This window comes from Zoogloea sp. 1C4 (genome assembly GCF_009469605.1).
Classification (GTDB): domain Bacteria; phylum Pseudomonadota; class Gammaproteobacteria; order Burkholderiales; family Rhodocyclaceae; genus Zoogloea; species Zoogloea oryzae.
Genome location: NZ_SSXU01000005.1, coordinates 1 through 17,813, shown reverse-complemented (window position 1 = coordinate 17,813; position 17,813 = coordinate 1). Strand labels below are relative to the sequence as shown.

The 17,813-nt window shown below is 62.3% G+C and carries 17 protein-coding genes and 1 pseudogene; 16 read left to right on the top strand and 2 right to left on the bottom strand.

What is annotated here, in order from left to right; genetic code table 11:
- Nucleotides 1–238: 238 nt before the first annotated feature.
- From GH681_RS07505 to yidD, 10 genes and pseudogenes are all read left to right on the top strand, one after another.
- The gene (locus GH681_RS07505) at nt 239–571 is read left to right on the top strand and encodes a quaternary ammonium compound efflux SMR transporter QacF (RefSeq protein WP_043876060.1); all 333 of its coding nucleotides are present in this window, start codon (nt 239–241) and stop codon (nt 569–571) included.
- Nucleotides 572–656: 85 nt separating this feature from the next.
- Nucleotides 657–1,484, top strand: coding sequence for an oxacillin-hydrolyzing class D beta-lactamase OXA-2 (locus GH681_RS07500; RefSeq protein WP_001007673.1), 828 nt, complete (start codon nt 657–659; stop codon nt 1,482–1,484).
- A 49-nt stretch (nt 1,485–1,533) separates the two neighbouring features.
- Nucleotides 1,534–2,085, top strand: coding sequence for an NYN domain-containing protein (locus tag GH681_RS07495; protein ID WP_194271169.1), 552 nt, complete (start codon nt 1,534–1,536; stop codon nt 2,083–2,085).
- Nucleotides 2,086–2,168: 83 nt separating this feature from the next.
- Nucleotides 2,169–2,996, top strand: a complete 828-nt coding sequence (locus tag GH681_RS07490) for an oxacillin-hydrolyzing class D beta-lactamase OXA-2 (protein WP_001007673.1) — start codon at nt 2,169–2,171, stop codon at nt 2,994–2,996.
- Between the two features lie 646 nt (nt 2,997–3,642).
- Nucleotides 3,643–4,173 (top strand): hypothetical protein, encoded by a 531-nt coding sequence (locus GH681_RS23340; protein ID WP_194271168.1) that lies wholly within the window; start codon nt 3,643–3,645, stop codon nt 4,171–4,173.
- Nucleotides 4,103–5,473, top strand: a complete 1,371-nt coding sequence (locus GH681_RS23600) for a hypothetical protein (RefSeq protein WP_228111816.1) — start codon at nt 4,103–4,105, stop codon at nt 5,471–5,473. The genes GH681_RS23340 and GH681_RS23600 overlap by 71 nt, the downstream gene beginning before the upstream one ends.
- Nucleotides 5,474–5,904: 431 nt before the next feature.
- A complete protein-coding gene (locus GH681_RS07480) occupies nt 5,905–6,207 on the top strand; it encodes a transposase (protein WP_228111815.1) in 303 nt (100 codons plus the stop codon).
- Nucleotides 6,204–7,025 (top strand): IS3 family transposase, encoded by an 822-nt coding sequence (locus tag GH681_RS07475; RefSeq protein WP_153160854.1) that lies wholly within the window; start codon nt 6,204–6,206, stop codon nt 7,023–7,025. The genes GH681_RS07480 and GH681_RS07475 overlap by 4 nt, the downstream gene beginning before the upstream one ends.
- Nucleotides 7,026–7,048: 23 nt before the next feature.
- Nucleotides 7,049–7,180 (top strand): annotated as a pseudogene (locus tag GH681_RS07470) (ISAs1 family transposase); the annotation flags it as partial.
- Between the two features lie 95 nt (nt 7,181–7,275).
- Entirely contained in the window at nt 7,276–7,737 is a 462-nt protein-coding gene (gene yidD / locus GH681_RS07465) for a membrane protein insertion efficiency factor YidD (RefSeq protein ID WP_153160853.1), read from the top strand.
- Between the two features lie 9 nt (nt 7,738–7,746).
- Here yidD and GH681_RS07460 read toward each other — a convergent pair whose 3' ends face one another.
- Nucleotides 7,747–8,769 carry a hypothetical protein gene (locus GH681_RS07460; protein ID WP_153160852.1) on the bottom strand — a complete coding sequence of 341 codons (1,023 nt, stop codon included), beginning with the start codon at nt 8,767–8,769 and terminating at the stop codon, nt 7,747–7,749.
- A gap of 22 nt (nt 8,770–8,791) precedes the next feature.
- Nucleotides 8,792–9,640, bottom strand: coding sequence for a hypothetical protein (locus GH681_RS07455; RefSeq protein ID WP_153160851.1), 849 nt, complete (start codon nt 9,638–9,640; stop codon nt 8,792–8,794).
- Nucleotides 9,641–10,043: 403 nt separating this feature from the next.
- Here GH681_RS07455 and GH681_RS07450 point away from each other — a divergent pair, with 403 nt between their 5' ends.
- The 6 genes from GH681_RS07450 to GH681_RS07425 form a co-directional block, all read left to right on the top strand.
- Nucleotides 10,044–10,490: an SRPBCC family protein gene (locus GH681_RS07450; protein WP_153160850.1), complete on the top strand. Its 447-nt coding sequence runs from the start codon at nt 10,044–10,046 to the stop codon at nt 10,488–10,490.
- A 49-nt stretch (nt 10,491–10,539) separates the two neighbouring features.
- On the top strand, nt 10,540–10,842 hold the full coding sequence (locus tag GH681_RS07445) for an antibiotic biosynthesis monooxygenase (RefSeq protein WP_153160849.1): 303 nt from the start codon (nt 10,540–10,542) through the stop codon (nt 10,840–10,842).
- A 95-nt stretch (nt 10,843–10,937) separates the two neighbouring features.
- On the top strand, nt 10,938–12,923 hold the full coding sequence (locus GH681_RS07440; RefSeq protein WP_153160848.1) for a tetratricopeptide repeat protein: 1,986 nt from the start codon (nt 10,938–10,940) through the stop codon (nt 12,921–12,923).
- A 32-nt stretch (nt 12,924–12,955) separates the two neighbouring features.
- A complete protein-coding gene (locus GH681_RS07435; protein WP_153160847.1) occupies nt 12,956–14,101 on the top strand; it encodes a patatin-like phospholipase family protein in 1,146 nt (381 codons plus the stop codon).
- Between the two features lie 19 nt (nt 14,102–14,120).
- The gene (locus GH681_RS07430; RefSeq protein WP_153160846.1) at nt 14,121–17,030 is read left to right on the top strand and encodes a TIR domain-containing protein; all 2,910 of its coding nucleotides are present in this window, start codon (nt 14,121–14,123) and stop codon (nt 17,028–17,030) included.
- A 326-nt stretch (nt 17,031–17,356) separates the two neighbouring features.
- Nucleotides 17,357–17,813 (top strand): transposase (locus GH681_RS07425; RefSeq protein WP_194271167.1); only part of this gene is annotated, 457 nt, incomplete at its 3' end.

The window sequence follows — 17,813 nt, the reverse complement described above, 5'->3', positions numbered from 1 at the left end:
TTCTCCATCGGTCCGGCGTGCTCCGTCGCGCCGGCCTCAACATGGGGTGCTGCCGTAGTTACCCCCCGTCTAACACTGCGCTCAAGCGGACCTGCCGCAAGCGGCAGGCCGCATAGCTCCAACGTTAGATGCCAGATTTGGCGTTGCGTATGCTCACAGAAAATCGATAGCCGCAAGACTGTTTTTGGCAACTCATAGCCACTACAATTTCTCCTTCATACCGTAGAGGAGATTGCGCGTGAAGAACTGGATATTTCTGGCTGTTGCAATCTTTGGCGAGGTCATCGCAACTTCCGCACTGAAGTCTAGCCATGGATTCACTAGGTTAGTTCCTTCCGTTGTAGTTGTGGCTGGCTACGGGCTTGCGTTCTATTTCTTGTCTCTCGCGCTCAAGTCCATTCCGGTCGGTATTGCTTACGCTGTATGGGCTGGGCTTGGCATCGTGCTTGTGGCAGCTATTGCTTGGATTTTCCATGGCCAAAAACTAGACTTCTGGGCGTTCATTGGCATGGGACTTATCGTCAGTGGCGTCGCCGTTCTAAACCTGCTATCCAAGGTCAGCGCACATTGACCGGGTTGGCATCTAACAATTCATTCAAGCCGACGCCGCTTCGCGGCGCGGCTTAATTCAGGCGTTGGGCATTAAGGAAAAGTTAATGGCAATCCGAATCTTCGCGATACTTTTCTCCATTTTTTCTCTTGCCACTTTCGCGCATGCGCAAGAAGGCACGCTAGAACGTTCTGACTGGAGGAAGTTTTTCAGCGAATTTCAAGCCAAAGGCACGATAGTTGTGGCAGACGAACGCCAAGCGGATCGTGCCATGTTGGTTTTTGATCCTGTGCGATCGAAGAAACGCTACTCGCCTGCATCGACATTCAAGATACCTCATACACTTTTTGCACTTGATGCAGGCGCTGTTCGTGATGAGTTCCAGATTTTTCGATGGGACGGCGTTAACAGGGGCTTTGCAGGCCACAATCAAGACCAAGATTTGCGATCAGCAATGCGGAATTCTACTGTTTGGGTGTATGAGCTATTTGCAAAGGAAATTGGTGATGACAAAGCTCGGCGCTATTTGAAGAAAATCGACTATGGCAACGCCGATCCTTCGACAAGTAATGGCGATTACTGGATAGAAGGCAGCCTTGCAATCTCGGCGCAGGAGCAAATTGCATTTCTCAGGAAGCTCTATCGTAACGAGCTGCCCTTTCGGGTAGAACATCAGCGCTTGGTCAAGGATCTCATGATTGTGGAAGCCGGTCGCAACTGGATACTGCGTGCAAAGACGGGCTGGGAAGGCCGTATGGGTTGGTGGGTAGGATGGGTTGAGTGGCCGACTGGCTCCGTATTCTTCGCACTGAATATTGATACGCCAAACAGAATGGATGATCTTTTCAAGAGGGAGGCAATCGTGCGGGCAATCCTTCGCTCTATTGAAGCGTTACCGCCCAACCCGGCAGTCAACTCGGACGCTGCGCGATAAAACCGCGCAGCGCCGGTTACTTCAACGTTAGCCGTTAGAAAGGAAAATCGTGTCACTCAACATATTTCTCGACAACTCCAATATTTGGCTAGTAGGCCGAAAGGTTTGTTCCAGTAACGAGCCGGGGCACGAGTCCGCATTCAGAATTCACTTCGCCAAATTATTCGACTTTGTTCGTAACAACCGTGCCGTTAGCTTTGCTTACGTAGGCGGTTCAGTTCCGCCAAATAACGATGATTTGTGGCTTCGCCTTAATGCACAAGGGGCAATAGTAGAAAAGCAAGAGCGAGCTGTATCCGGTGGAGAAGTTGCAGTCGATGAAGCTATACAGCTGCAAATGGCCAACCGAATCATTGACGTTCAGCCCCCAGAAACCATGGTTCTTCTAACTGGTGACGGTAGTGGCTATACCGATGGCAAGGGTTTCATTAAGCAGCTCGAACGAGCACTTAAATTTGGCTGGAAAATTGAAGTCATCAGCTGGGATGCCGGCTGCAATCGGCATCTCAAAGAGTTTGCCCAAGCAAATGGCTGTTATCGCCCTCTCGAACCCGCATATGCAAACATTACGTTCGTAAACAATGTGCGGTGGGCGAAATAACGGCTAACAAATCATTCCACCGGACCTGCGCGAAAAGCCGCGCAGGCCGGTGAATTCAAACGTTGGGCATTAAGGAAAAGTTAATGGCAATCCGAATCTTCGCGATACTTTTCTCCATTTTTTCTCTTGCCACTTTCGCGCATGCGCAAGAAGGCACGCTAGAACGTTCTGACTGGAGGAAGTTTTTCAGCGAATTTCAAGCCAAAGGCACGATAGTTGTGGCAGACGAACGCCAAGCGGATCGTGCCATGTTGGTTTTTGATCCTGTGCGATCGAAGAAACGCTACTCGCCTGCATCGACATTCAAGATACCTCATACACTTTTTGCACTTGATGCAGGCGCTGTTCGTGATGAGTTCCAGATTTTTCGATGGGACGGCGTTAACAGGGGCTTTGCAGGCCACAATCAAGACCAAGATTTGCGATCAGCAATGCGGAATTCTACTGTTTGGGTGTATGAGCTATTTGCAAAGGAAATTGGTGATGACAAAGCTCGGCGCTATTTGAAGAAAATCGACTATGGCAACGCCGATCCTTCGACAAGTAATGGCGATTACTGGATAGAAGGCAGCCTTGCAATCTCGGCGCAGGAGCAAATTGCATTTCTCAGGAAGCTCTATCGTAACGAGCTGCCCTTTCGGGTAGAACATCAGCGCTTGGTCAAGGATCTCATGATTGTGGAAGCCGGTCGCAACTGGATACTGCGTGCAAAGACGGGCTGGGAAGGCCGTATGGGTTGGTGGGTAGGATGGGTTGAGTGGCCGACTGGCTCCGTATTCTTCGCACTGAATATTGATACGCCAAACAGAATGGATGATCTTTTCAAGAGGGAGGCAATCGTGCGGGCAATCCTTCGCTCTATTGAAGCGTTACCGCCCAACCCGGCAGTCAACTCGGACGCTGCGCGATAAAGCCGCGCAGCGCCGGTTACTTCAACGTTAGGCGGTTCGGATCGCTCATGAACAGTCGACTTCATCTTCCGTCGTCACTCACGGCAGCCATCGCGGCTTCGGCAACCGGTGCCGGCACGTTTTGTACATCGCGTCAGCCTCGTCGCCTCGCCGAGCACCGTGGGGGCCAGGTGCCAGCTCGCGCCACACACAGTTTTCTCTTTCGGTCCGGCGTGCTCCGTCGCGCCGGCCTCAACAAGGGGTGCTGCCGTAGTCACCCCCCGTCTAACACTGCGCTCAAGCGGACCTGCCGCAAGCGGCAGGCCGCATAGCTCCAACGTTAGGCGGTTCGGATCGCTCATGAACAGTCGACCTCATTTTCCGTCGTCACTCATGCCAGCCATTGCGGCTTCGGCAACCGGTGCCGGCACGTTTTGTACATCGCGTCGGCCTCATCGCCTCGCCAAGCACCGTGGGGGCCAGGTGCCAGCTCGCGCTACACACAGTTTTCTCCATCGGTCCGGCGTGCTCCGTCGCGCCGGCCTCAACATGGGGTGCTGCCGTAGTTACCCCCCGTCTAACACTGCGCTCAAGCGGACCTGCCGCAAGCGGCAGGCCGCATAGCTCCAACGTTAGCCTTATCACCGTAAGACAAAGGAGAAATATGATGCTGTTTAGAAGAATCGCACTCTTAGTCCTCGTATCACTGTCTGCCTCTGCTTGTGGGGGCGGTGGAGGCAGTAGTACACAAACTGCTTCGGCACCAACAACAGTAGCCGAAGCCCTCAAAGCGGCAGATCAAAGCGGCGCGTATCCTCAGTTAAATCGCGATACATCAGTAGCCGGTCCAGATGCCAATAATAATGGGGTAAGAGACGACATTGACGCCTACATCGCTTCCTTGCCGGATAGCGCACCTCAAAAAGCAGCACTAACTCAAGCGTCTGCGTCTGTCACACGCGCTATGACAACTGACACAACTGATCAAAACGCTTTGGCAGATGCAATGAGGCAGATTGCGAACGCTTCAGCATGCCTCCACGCCCGGTACGATTCTTCAACCGCGAGTTCGAAGAACACTGATATGGAGAAACTTACTGTAAACACAAAAGAGCGATTCATTGCTTATGAAGCCTTTAGTGCTGCTGCAAGTGGTCATTCTTTTGTTTTGCCTCAGGGAGACGGCTGTGCTAACTAAAATCTTCAAACGCGCAACATATGTCGTACTCCTTGCCCTTTGCCTGCCAACTGTTGCCGCATCGACCGATCTGTGCGTGGCGACGGGGTACACGTTCGGCTTTTTCAATGGAGTATGGAATACACCTGCTCAAGCAGCCGACGGGTTGGCTGCATTACGATCCTTAGTTGGAAATACATATAATTCCGAACCGGTCCAATATGAGGCATTTTACAATCATACTGGCTCAACTGCTGGCGGTACTGGGTTGCAAGACATCGCCGAAGTATTTGAACAAAGAGCACTAGAGATTGATTCAAGTGGCGAGCTTGGGAAACGGTGGGAGTTTTTTTGGGAGAGCCTATCTGGAAACAAGTCATTTACAGACAAACTATTAGACTTATTTCCGTCGGCTGGAAGTTTGTTTTCTCAGTTATATACAGATATATCTTCAAAGATTATGGCAGGCTGGTCATATTTGCTGAGCAATCCACCAACAGCGGCCGATTATGCAACACAAGACGCACGACTTGATGCACTAGCGACGCAAAGGCAAAAGCTAATGCTTGTCGCACACTCCCAAGGTAATCTTTTTATGAACCATGCCTATGATCATATCTTGCCAACGGTGACCGCAAGTAGTGTGAAAGCAGTTCATATTGCTCCAGCATCTCCCACACTTCGTGGTGAATACGTTCTAGCAGATATAGACCTAGTAATTAATGGTCTTCGAATTCAAGGATTGAGCTCAGTGCCGTCGGTAAATTTGACGCTACCAACATCCACTGCAGATATTAGCGGCCATACATTAGTTGGCACATATCTTGACGGTACTCGGCCTGGTCGTTCCGCAGTATCTGGTTTAATCAGCAGCGCAATGCAACAACTTATCATCCCATCAACCACAGGGAATGTTGGCTCTTTCACTGTTACTTTAACGTGGGATGGATCTGGCGATGTTGACCTGCACACTTTTGAACCGGGCGGATCGCATGTTTATTATTCTGCGAGCACCGGGGTAGTGGGATACCTTGATGTTGATAATACATGGGCAAATGGACCCGAACATTATTATGCGTCTTGTGATTCGAATGTTCTCCAAGCCGGCACCTATCACATAGGGATAAATAACTATTCCGGAGCAACCGGCAGAATCGCTACTGTGCAAGTTGCGTCATCTAAGGATGGAGTTCTTTCCACAAAATCTCTAGGTGTAGGTCCACAATTAGGCTCTTCCGGAAATCAATCACCAATTTCCGTTTTTGACCTTGTTGTAACTAAGGATGCGACATCGGGCTCTGTGACTTATGCAGTCCAATAGCAACGCGATAGATATTGCAGGCTAACAACCACTTCGAGCGGGACTGTCCAACAGCGGGCTTCGCCCACTGTCGGCCAGCCCCTCAAGTGGAACGTTAGCAGGGTGATGCAAAAGTAAAAATCTAGGCCCGAAAAAATATGACGGCCTCTCAGAACGGCCTGTATGCGATTTTTTCCGGGGCGGTAGGGGTGAAGAGCCCCCACCCGAAAACAACGTTTATGACGGCGCTAAATAGTTTTGCATCACCCTGTTAGGCCCCATGTCCGCCACCTGTCTTCGCGACGTCTCGCTCAATCCCGCAAACGCTGCCATTCTCGCGCGCTGGCAACAACTTGAGCTTCCGAACGCTTGGCTCGTCGCTGGGTGTGTATTGCCCCAGTGAAACCCTGCTCAGGTGTTAACCTTGAAAGGAACGACACATGAGTACGGCGATGGAAGACGAAATCAAGCGTTGGACGGCCAAGCGCAAGAGCGCGTTGGTGATGGAAGTCCTGCAAGGAAAGACGACGGTGGCGGAGGCGAGCCGCGCGTACGATCTACCCCCATCCGAGATCGAGACCTGGATCGACGAGGCGAAGCGGGGGATGGAGAATGCGCTGCGGGCCAACCCGCTGGACATCCGGGAGCAGTACGAGAAGCAGATCAAGCAGCTCCAGGAAGCCTACGGGGAAGCGATGCTGGAGCTGCGTGCCCGAAAAAAATTGCAGTCCCTGCTGGGCGAGGACGAGAAGTGATCGAGACGATCCGCCAGGGACTCCAGAAAGAAGGTGTTGTCGTCTCGATCAGTCAGCTGTGCCGGTGGTTTGAAGTGCCGCGGCGCACCTTCTACTACCAGCCCGTGAAGTCCCCGCCGAAGGTGCAGCCCCGCTTTGCCGAACCGATCAAGGCGATGATCGAGGACAACCCGTCCTTTGGTTACCGGACGGTGGCCCACCTGCTGGGGTTCAACAAGAACACGGTGCAGCGGGTGTTTCAGCTGCGTGGCTGGCAAGTCAGGAAGCGCCCGGTTGGGTTTCGACCGCGGATCGAGGCGCGGCGCTCAAGGGCATCCCAGCCCAACGAGCGCTGGGCGACGGATCTGTGCCGTGTCTGGGCGGGACGAGACGGTTGGGTCACGCTAGCGCTGGTGATCGACTGCTTCAGCCGGGAGTTGCTGGGTTGGCACGTCTCCCGGAGCGGCAAGTCACGCACCGCCGAGAGCGCGCTGGAGCAGGCCCTGATCGCCCGCTTCGGCGCGCTGGGACGTGTGAAGGAACCCTTCCTGCTGCGCTCGGACAACGGCCTGGTCTTCACCAGCCGCAGCTACACGGCGCTGGTGAAAAGCTACGGCCTGAAGCAGGAGTTCATCACGCCCTACACCCCGCAGCAGAATGGGCTGGTGGAGCGGATGATCCGCACGCTGAAAGAGCAGTGCATCCACCGCCACCGCTTCGAAACCCTGCAACACGCCAGCCGTGTGATCGGCGACTGGATCGAGTTCTACAACCACCAGCGGCCGCATCAGGCGCTGGAGATGAAGACGCCAGCTGAGGCATTCGCTTTAGCGGCGTGACCTGTGCAGGATTTGGTGGGTCAATACAGAACCTCATCCGGCTCAACACCTCCGTCAAGACCAGCATCAAGACCAAGCGCCTGCTGGCTGCGACCTCGGATGAGTTTCGGGCAACCCTGCTGGGGTTTGACGTCGATGAGGATGACGACGATTGATGTCACGCGGGTAGCTGCGGGAGCCCTGCGCCTGCCCAAAGTCATCGGCCATTTCGTCCCTTCTCGCCCTCCTGCAGGTACGTTAACCTTCACCCATGCGCCGTCTCGCCCTTGCCCTCATCCGCCTCTACCAGCGTCACCTTTCTCCCCGCAAAGGCTTCCGCTGCGCCTATCGCGTCCATACCGGCCGGCAGAGCTGCTCGGCGCTGGGGTATCGGGCGGTGCGGCGGTTCGGGGTGATCGGTGGCGTCCGGGTGCTGCAGGCGCGAACGCGGCTGTGTGGCGTGGCCCATCGGCGTTTTTCATCACCGCTGCGGCTACCGCCGCTCGCGCAGCGGGGCGTGTGCGATGTGGGCTGTGATCTGCCCTGCGATGGCAGCTGCCACCTGCCGTCGTGCGATGCGTGCAATTCGGCGAGAAACCCGCTGGAATGTGCGTGCAGGCTGGCCGATTGCGGCAGCAGTGGTTGCGACTGGCCGTCGCGAAAGGACGCGCGGGAGCGCGAGGCGGAGGCAGGGATCTACCTTCCGCCCCAGCGCAATCCCGGCCGCCGGTAGGCGCCGCGCTCAGTTCGGCGCGGTTCCCTTGTCCGCCTCGGCGGTATCGCCACCCGAGGCCTCCACAAAAGCCGGGCTGTCCTTCAGCAGATCCGAGTAATAGACCATTCCCGCGTCGGTGCGATAGCCGTCGGCGGTCTTGATGGCCTTGGGCTCGACACCGATCTTCAGCGACGGCACGTACATCCCCGGCTTTGCCGCGTCCACCGGCCGCAGCACCACCGCCATGCGCACGCTCACCGGCACGCCGCGGGAGTCGTTGGCGATCCGCTTGGCGAACTCGTCGAGCATGTCCTTCGGCGCACGCAGCTGTCGGGCCGACGCATCCGTCAGTTGCACCCGGGGCCAGCTGGCCTTCACGAGGCTCATACGCTTCGCGTCGGGCGAGCTCACGCGCAGGTAGCTGCCTTCAACCAGCACGCCGCCCACCGCCCGCAGCAGCGTGGTCGTGCCGCCTTCGGCCATGATGGGCGAGTCGGCCGTGGCCGCCGTCGAGGCCGGGACGCGGCGGTCGGTCTTGGTGAGCACTTCGCGGAAGTCGGTGAACATCACCTCGTTGGCCGAAATGCCCAGCCGGCTGGCGAGTGCCTCGTGGGCGCTGCGGATGCCCTTGATGCGCTTCGAGAAGGTGGCCCGCGCAACCGGCTTGACGTCGGTGAGGCGCCAGGTCACGTAGAGCCGCCCGGCCTGGGGCTCGAAGCGGTAGACCGCGTCGCCCGCATCGACGAAATCGCCGGACCTGTCGGGGTTGCGGCTGCGCAGCCCGAAGAACTTCTCAAGCTCGGCGCTGTTCGAGATCGCCAGCGGCTTTGAATTTGCGGCCGCGGCGCGTACCCGCTCCATGACCTTGGCGAGGCCGTCGTTGTCGATGGGTGGCAGCGCCATGCGCACCGCCTCGGCGTAGTTCTCGGAAAACCGGCCCACCGCGGCGGCCGGGGTGCCGAGCGGGTTGTCCTGCGTCTGCGCCCACGCTGGCGAGCCGGCGGTGGCAAAGGCCAGCACGAGCAGGGATGCAATGTAGTGTGTTCTCATGACCATTCCTCCAGGTATCGGCTCAGTTGGGCAGCGCCGGGCCGTCGTCCGGGTTGCAGCCCGAATTCCAGCGCGTGTGCATCCAGTTGGGCGTGGGGTGGGCCCAGTGGCCGTTGTAGGTTTCGTCGTGGATGGCCTGGGCCGCCGCCGCCGTCGCGCCAAAGCCAACAGCAACCGGGCAGATGGTCTTGTAGGAGTTGTACCAGTGGTCCACGTGGTGCATGTTATCGATCCATGCCCGGGCCACACCGCGGGAGTTCATGGCCTCGCTGGCGAGGTCGCGGTACTCATCCACATAAGACGAGCCGATGTACATCAGGCCGTGGAAGCCGGTGACCACATGCACGCCCTGGGCGGCGTCGAACCACTGGGTGCGCTGGCTGTAGCGGATGCTGTTGCACGACGACAGGTGCATGAAGCGCATCCAGCCGCCGGAGTTCCAGCCCAGCCGCATCTTGCTCGAACTGGCCGAACAGCTCCCGTCCGGGTCCTTGTCGTAGATCGTGCCCGTCCAGCGGCCGGAACCCCAGCCACCGTGCAGGCACATCAGGCCGGCGTCGTTCCAGTCGATACCGCTGCCGGTGTCGTCGATGCCCCACGATTTGGGGGGATTGTCGGCGTAGCGATTGCCTTGCACGAGGTGGAAGTTGCGCCACCACTGCACCCAGCCCTTGTCGCCCATCTTGTGGCGCCAGGCCATGCACATGTCGTCCCACCAGTCGCGCTGGGAGCCGCCGCACTGCCCGCCCCAGGTGGTGATGGCCGACGAGCCCGCGTACTGGGCGCCCGCGTCGGGAGCCAGGCTCGCCGCCAGCAGGCAGATCACCCAGGCGCTCGCGTGCCGCCGTGTCGATTTCGCTATCGTTCGCATGCTGCGTCCTCCTTGCAGATGCCCCCCCGCCGGCGGAACTGTGGGGGGCAGGCGGTCGATACCAAAGGTATCCGCCGGACCCTGGAGCGCCGGAACCCGACGCTTCCTCTTTGCCCGAACCTGGAAATCGCACCCCGCGCCCGTCCGTCTTCCGGCAGAACGCGGGGACGGGATGCCCTTGTCGGCGACGGCTGTTGCCAGGTCGAATCAGCGCGTCATGTCATCCCGGTTGCTTCCAGCATAGACCACTCAAAAAGACATAAGACACATCAGTGCATAATCGAAAGCGTGGTTGCGATAGCGTCGCTCCCGATCTGGCTTTGCGGCCACAATAGGGCCGTCGAAGCCCGCTGGCCCCGGCGTCATCCAAGCCGGGGGCCATCCACCACCACAAGGATTGATCATGACGACCCAACAGGTTCAGCTACACCGCGTCATCCGCAGTACACCGGAGCGCGTCTATCGCGCCTTCCTCGACCCTGCCGCGTGGGCCAAGTGGCTGCCGCCCCACGGCTTCGTCGGCACCGTGCATCAGCTCGAACCCCAGGTGGGCGGCCGCTACCGGATGTCCTTCACCAACTTCACCACCGGCCACAGCCACAGCTTCGGCGGCGAATATCTCGAGCTCGAACCCAACCAGAAGCTGCGCTACACCGCCGCCTTCGACGACCCGAACCTGCCCGGCCAGATGCAGACGACGGTGGTCATCCGCGAGGTGTTCTGCGGGGTCGAGCTCCACATCGTCCAGGAAGGCATCCCGGCGGTGATCCCCCTCGAAGCCTGCTACCTGGGCTGGCAGGAGTCGCTCCAACTGCTCGTCCAGCTTGTGGAACCCGAAATCCGCGGCTGACCACCCCACCGGCCGCTATGCTGAATCATCCAGCCACAGGAGACACGCCATGGTTCTGACCGTTTTCCGCGCCCGCCTGAAAGACGAGGGCCGCGATGCCTACTACGCCCTCGCACCCAAGATGGGCGAACTCGCACGCGCCATGCCGGGCTACAAGTCCCACAAGGTCTTTGTGGCCGAAGATGGCGAGCGGGTGACGATCGTCGAGTTCGAGGACGAAGCCAGCCAGCAGGGCTGGGCCCGGCAGGTGGATCACGTGGCCGCCAAGCAGGAAGGCCGCAAGTCGTTCTACGCCGAATACCGCCTGCAGATCTGTCAGGTGGTGCGCGAATCCAGCTTCAAGGCCGATTGAAACAACGCCCACCTTCCTTGGCAGGCTGTCGTCCCCGGGGCTAAGATGGACAAGCCATCCGGATAAACGTCCCTGCCCCAGAAAGCCCCGCCGCCATGAAACTCCACGCCTTCGTCGCGATGCCTTTCGGCACCAAAGCCGACCCGGACGGCAAGCTGATCTACTTCAACCGCATCTACGACGAGCTCCTGCGCCCTGCCCTCGAAAAAGCCGGGCTCGACGTGATCCGGGCCGACGAGGAACAGCGCGCCGGCGACATCCGGGTGGACATGTTCCAGGAACTCCTGATGGCCGATCTGGTGCTGGTGGACCTCACCCTCGACAACCCCAACGTGTGGTACGAGCTGGGTGTGCGCCACGCGCTGCGCGCCCGGGGCGTGGTCCTCACCCTCGGCCCGCGGGGCACCAAGCCCTTCGACATCTACACCGACCGCAAGCTCGGCTATCACCTGAAGGACGGCGCGCCTGATCCGGATTTCCTCGCCGCCGACATCGACGCCCTCGCCCGGATGACCCGCGAGACCCTCGCCGCCGGGCCCGAGCGCATCGTCAGCCCGGTCTATTCGCTGCTGCCCAACCTCATCGAACCCGACTGGAAATCCCTGCGCGCCGGTGCTGCGCGAACGTTCTGGAGCCAGTACGACGACTGGTCCGCGTGGATCGAGCGGGCCCGCAAGGCCGAGCGCCCGGAAGACATCCTGGTGCTTGCCGACGAAGCCCCTGTCACCGCCCTGCGGGTCGAAGCGAAGCTGCTCGCGGGCAAGGCCCTCTTTGCCGGCAAGCACTTCAACTTCGCCCTCGAACAGTTCGAAACAGCCTGTCGCTTCGACCCCACCAATCTGGATGCGGCCCGGCGCCGGGGCATGTGCCTGCAGCGCATCGGCCGCAGCGACGACGCCCGGGCGATCTACAAGAAGATCCTCGCCGACCATCCCCGGGAGGTCGAAACCTGGGCCCTGCTGGGCCGGCTCGACAAGGACGCCTGGGTCGAGGCCTGGAACCGCGACGGCAGCACGCCCGAGCAGAAACGCAGCGACGCCGGCTACGAAGACGCCCTGCTCCTCACCGCCATCGAATCCTACGTCACCGCCTTCCGCGCCGCGCCGGGCCACTACTACTCGGGCATCAACGCCCTCACCCTGATCCACCTCTACCGGGATCTCACCGGCCAGCCCTCGCCCTACGACGCCCAGCTTGCGTGCATGGCTGGCGGCGTGTCGTGGGCCACCGGCTGCGAACTGCTCGCCAGCAACAACTACTGGGGCCGCGCCACCCTGGGCGATCTGGCCGTGCTGGACGGCGATGCCGCCACCGTCACCCGCGCCTACAAGGACGCCATCGCCCTGGCCGACCGGGACTGGTTCTCCCTCGACTCCACCCTCGGCCAGTTGCGCCTGTTGCAGTCCATCGGCTTTGCGCCGGATCGCGTGGCCGCCGGCATCGCCACCTTCGAACGCGCCCTGGGCCGTCTCCAGAAACCCGCCGAGAGCTGGAAGCCCGAGAAAGTCTTCCTGTTCTCCGGCCACATGATCGACGCGCCCGACCGCAAGCAGCCGCGCTTCCCCGCCGACAAGGAGCCCATCGCCGCCGCTGCCATCGCCAAGGCGCTGGACGATCTGGGCGCCACCGCAGCCGATCTCGCCCTCACCCAGGGCGCCTCGGGGGGCGACATTCTGTTTGCCGAGGCCGCCATCGCCCGCGGCATGAAGGTGCAGCTCCTGCTGCCCCTGCCCGAACCCGAGTTCATCACCGCGTCGGTGCTCCCCGCCGCCAACGGCGACGACTGGAGGAAGCGCTTCCTCGCCCTGCGCGACAACCCCCTGTGCCTGCCGCCGCGGGTGATGCCCGACGAGCTCGGCCCCCTGCCCCGCGACAGCCACGGCAACGAGCTAAACGCCTTCGAGCGCTGCAACCTGTGGCTCCTCAACAGCGCGCTGGCCTGCGGCATCAAGCGCACCCGCTTCATCTGCCTGTGGAACGGCAGCGGCGGCGACGGCCCCGGCGGCACCCAGCACATGGTGGACGAGGTCAAGCGCCGCACGGGGCAGGTCACCTGGCTCGACACCCGCAAGATGTGGTAATCCCCCAAAAACTGCAGGAAAGGACACCCGCCATGCCCTCCGCCCTCGAAAAGCGCATCACCGCACCCGGCCCCAAGAAGATCCTCTCCTGTGACGGGGGCGGCATCCTCGGGCTGATGAGCGTCGAGATCCTGGCAAAGCTCGAAGCCGACCTGCGCACCGAACTCAAAAAACCCGACCTCCTGCTGTGCGACTACTTCGACTTCGTGTGCGGCACCAGCACCGGAGCGATCATCGCCGCCTGCATCGCCGCGGGCATGAGCACCGACAAGATCCGCAAGTTCTACGTGGATGGCGGCAAGCAGATGTTCGACAAGGCCTCGCTGCTCAAGCGCCTGCACTATTCCTACAACAAGGAGCCGCTGGCCAAAAAGCTCCAGACCGAGTTCTCCGCTGCGCTGGGCGACGACACCACCCTCGGCAGCCCCGGCCTGCGCTCGGTGCTGATGATGGTGATGCGGAACGCCAGCACCGATTCGCCCTGGCCGGTGAGCAACAACCCCTTCGCCAAGTACAACCAGCGCGACCGCAAGGACTGCAACCTGCTGCTGCCCCTGTGGCAGCTGGTGCGCGCCAGCACCGCGGCGCCCACCTACTTCCCGCCCGAAGTCGTGACCCTCGGCAAGGGCAAGGACGCCTACGACTTCGTGTTTGTGGATGGCGGCGTCACCACCTACAACAACGCCGCCTTCCTGGCCTTCCAGATGGTCACCGCCGCGCCCTACAAACTCAACTGGAAGACCGGCACCGACCAGCTGCTCATCGTCTCCACCGGCACCGGCAGCACGCCGGCCGTGCGCCCCGGCCTCAAGCCCGCAGACATGTGGCTGCTCGACGCCGCCAAGACCGTGCCCGGCGCCCTGATGAACGCCGCCGCGGCCGGCTGGGACATGGCCTGCCGGGTGCTCGGCGAATGCCGCTTCGGCCGCCCCATCGACCGGGAAGTGGGCGATCTGGTGGGCGATGGCACCTTCTCCGGCGCCAAGCAGTTTGCCTACGTGCGCTACGACCCGGACGTGAGCCAGCCCGGCCTCGACGCCCTGGGCCTGGCCGACGTGAAGGCCGCCGATGTGCAGACGCTTGACTCCATCGAGCACATCCCCGAGATCCGGCGGGTCGGCGAAGCCTTCGCCAAGCGCTACGTGGACGTGAAGCAGCAGCTGCGCGGCTTCCTCTGAACGCCCATCGGGGCACCCCATGAACGACCCGCCCTCCCCGCTCCAGAACGCCCCGCCGGCTGCCCCCGAGCCGACGGAACACCGGCGACGCCCGCCCAAGGAGCGGCACTCCTTTGCCGCGCGGCTGTTCGGCTACGACCTGTTCATCTCCTTCGCCCTCGGCCATCTGCCCCGGGGCACCCAGTCCTACGCATCCGACCTCGCCCGCCAGCTGCGCGAGCGGGATTTCGCGGTGTTCTACAGCGAAGACGAAGCCGCCCCCGGCGACGAGCTCAACGAAACCCTCAAGCGCGCCCTCGCCCGGGCCCGCATCCTGGTGGTGATCGCCAACAAGGGCATGCTCCAGCGCCCCGGCTGGGTGAAGACCGAGGTCGAGACCTTCCGCGCCCTGCACCCCGACCGGCCGATCATCCCCATCAGCATCGACGGCGCGCTCACCGACCCCGAGCTCGTCCCCACCATCAGCGGGTGGCTCCCGGTGGGCGACACCATCTGGCTCGACGAACCCCTCGACGCCGTCGTCCACGGCATCGCCAGCCGCGACGTGGTCACCCGCCTGTGCCTCGCCCCGACCCACATGCGCGCCAGCCAGTGGTGGCGAGCCACGGTGACCGGCGTCGGCCTGGCGCTGGTGGCCCTCACCGCCAGCTCGATCTGGTCCGAACACCGGGCCCGCGAGCATGCCAACGAAGCCCTCGCCGAAGCCCAGCGCGCCCAGCGCGCCGAAGCCCGCGCCGTGGCCGAGCTGCGCAACTCCACCGGCCTGCGCCTGCGCGCCGAATCCTCCGCGATGCTCGCCGGGCTGCGCCCCGATCCCGACGAACGCGCCCTGCTCCAGCTGCTCGCCGCCCTGCGCCTGGGCGGCACCGAACGCCCGCCCGATGCCGAGGCCGAAGGCGAGCTCCTCGCCAGCCTGCGCCACGAACGCTTTCTGGTGCGCCTCGTGGGCACCGCCGACGAATTCATCGCGATGGCCGTCAGCCCCGGCGGCGAGCGCCTCGTCACGGTGGCCGACGACCACACCCTGCAGCTCTGGAACGCCCGCACCGCCACCCCCCTGGGCGCGCCCATCGAAGCCGACGCCAACACCACCCGCGCGATCGCCTTCAGCCCCGACGGCCGCAGCCTCATCACCGGCAGCAACGACACCACCCTGCGCCTGTGGGACGTGGGCGACACCACCCTCGAACCGGCCCTCGCCTTCCCCTTCACCGGCCACATGGACGCCGTGCGCAGCGCCATCTACAGCCCCGACGGCAGCCTCGTGGCGTCCGGCAGCGACGATCGCACCGCCATGCTGTGGGACGTGCGCACCAGCAAGCCCACCGTCCCGCCCCTCACCGGCCACCGGGACGCCGTCACCGCCGTCGCCTTCAGCCCCGACGGCAAGCGCCTCGTCACCGGCAGCAACGACAACACCCTGCGCCTGTGGGACGTGGCCACCGGCCGCGCCATCGGCAAGCCCTTCACCGGCCACACCGATTCGGTGCGCTGCGTGGCCTTCAGCCCGGATGGCAAGCGCCTCGTCTCCGGTGGCTGGGACGACACCCTCATCATCTGGGACGTCGCCCGGGGCCGCCCGGCCGCGCCACCCCTCACCGGCCACGACGGGCTGGTGCGCAGTGTCGCCTTCAGCCGAGACGGCCGCGAGATCCTCTCTGCCGGCGAGGACGGCACCCTCCGCCTGTGGGACACCGCCACCGGCGCCCCCCTCGGCGAGCCCCTCGTCGGCCACGGCAACGCCGTCACCTCGGCGCGCTTCACGCAGCAGGGCAGCGACCGCATCGTCTCGATCAGCCTCGACCGCAGCCTGCGCCTATGGAACCCCCGCACCACCTCGCCGGTGGGCGCGCCCCTCGCCAGCGGCAGCCGGCAGCTCGTCAGTCTGGCGGTGAGTCCCGACGGCAAACGCATCGCCGGGGCTGGCGAAGACCTGCGCCTGCACCTGTGGCGAGTCTCCGCCAACCGCGCCAGCGAACAGGATGACCACGACGGCAACGCCGCCGACGGCCGCGACGAGGCGCCATCGGGCGAGATCGCCCTGCCCCCGTGGCCCTCGCCCACCCTCGCCATCCGCTTCAGCCCCGATGGCAAGCGGCTTGCCGCTGGCGGCTACGACGGCAGCCTGCGCATGGCCGACGGGCGCAGCGGCGAAGCGATCGGCGAACCCGTCGCCGCCCACCCCGGCCCCGTCTCGGCGCTGGCCTGGAGCCCCGACGGCAAGTTTGTCGCCACCGGCGGCTGGGACGCCAGCGTGCGGGTGTGGCACGCCGACGGCCGCCCCGCCGGCCCGCCCCTCCAGGGCCACGACCACTGGATCGCCGCCCTCGCCTGGCGCCCGGACAGCCGTGGGCTCGTATCGGCCAGCGCCGACCGCAGCCTGCGCCACTGGAACGTCGCCCCCGGCCCGCAGTTCGGCCAGCTCATCGGCCACCCCATGACCCGCCACGACAACTGGGTGCTCGCCGCGGCCTTCAGCCCGGACGGCAAACGCATCTACTCCGGCAGCGCCGACGAATCCCTGCGCATCTGGGATGCCTCCACCGGCGAGCCCGTCGGCGAACCCCTCGAAGGCCACCGACGCTGGGTGACCAGCGTGGACGTGAGCCCCGACGGCCGCCACCTGGTATCCGGCAGCTGGGACCTCACCCTGCGCCTGTGGCATGCCGAAACCGGCGTGCCCGTCGGCCGGCCCCTCGACGGCCACACCGATGCCGTGCAATGGGTCGCCTTCCGCAACAACGGCCTGTTCATCCACTCCGCCAGCCGCAACGGCGCCCTCCACCTGTGGGCCGGCCCCGCCCGCTGGCCGCGCATGCTGTGCGGCAAGCTCACCCGCAACATGAGCCGTGAGCAATGGACACGCTGGGTATCCAAGGACATCGACTACCTACCCCAATGCCCCGATCTGCCCGCACCAACCAAATAACCCCCACGAACCTGTAGGTCGGACTTCAGTCCGACAAGCCGCCCTCACCAAGCCGCGATGTCGGACTGAAGTCCGACCTACAGGGAAGCGATTACGGGCATTCCGCAACATGCCCCCGGGCAATGAAAACGCTGAGCATCGAAGGACATTGACGACCTGCCCACCCGTCAACCACCCCCCAAGAACCTGTAGGTCGGACTTCAGTCCGACAAAATCCCCTGACCAACCCGCGATGTCGGACGGAAGTCGGACCTACAGAGCAGCGATGGGGAGCCTGTCCGAATTTTTGTGTTTGAGGCATAACATCAGACCCGGAGGGAATGGTTATGCCAAGGCAGAAACAGAAGTTACCGCTGCCGCCTGTAGCAGCGTTGCCGGAAGGTGCGCAGCAGTGGCTCGATCAGGTGGTGACGGGCCCGATGACGGCGGGGGCGGTCGAGGACGTGATGCGCGGGATCAAGAAAGCCTTGATCGAGCGGGCGCTGCAGGCCGAGCTGAGCCATCACCTGGGCTACGCCGAAGGCGAGGACAAGCCCGAATCAAGCGCCAACCAGCGTAACGGCACGAGCGGCAAGACGGTGCTCACCGACGACGGGCCGCTACGGATCGACATCCCGCGGGACCGGGCCGGGCAGTTCGAGCCCCAGCTGATCGGGAAGCACGAACGGCGCTTCACCGGCTTCGACGACAAGATCATCGCCATGTACGCCCGCGGGATGAGCGTGCGCGAGATCCAGGCGTTTCTGCTGCAGATGTACAACACGGAAGTGTCGCCGGACTTCA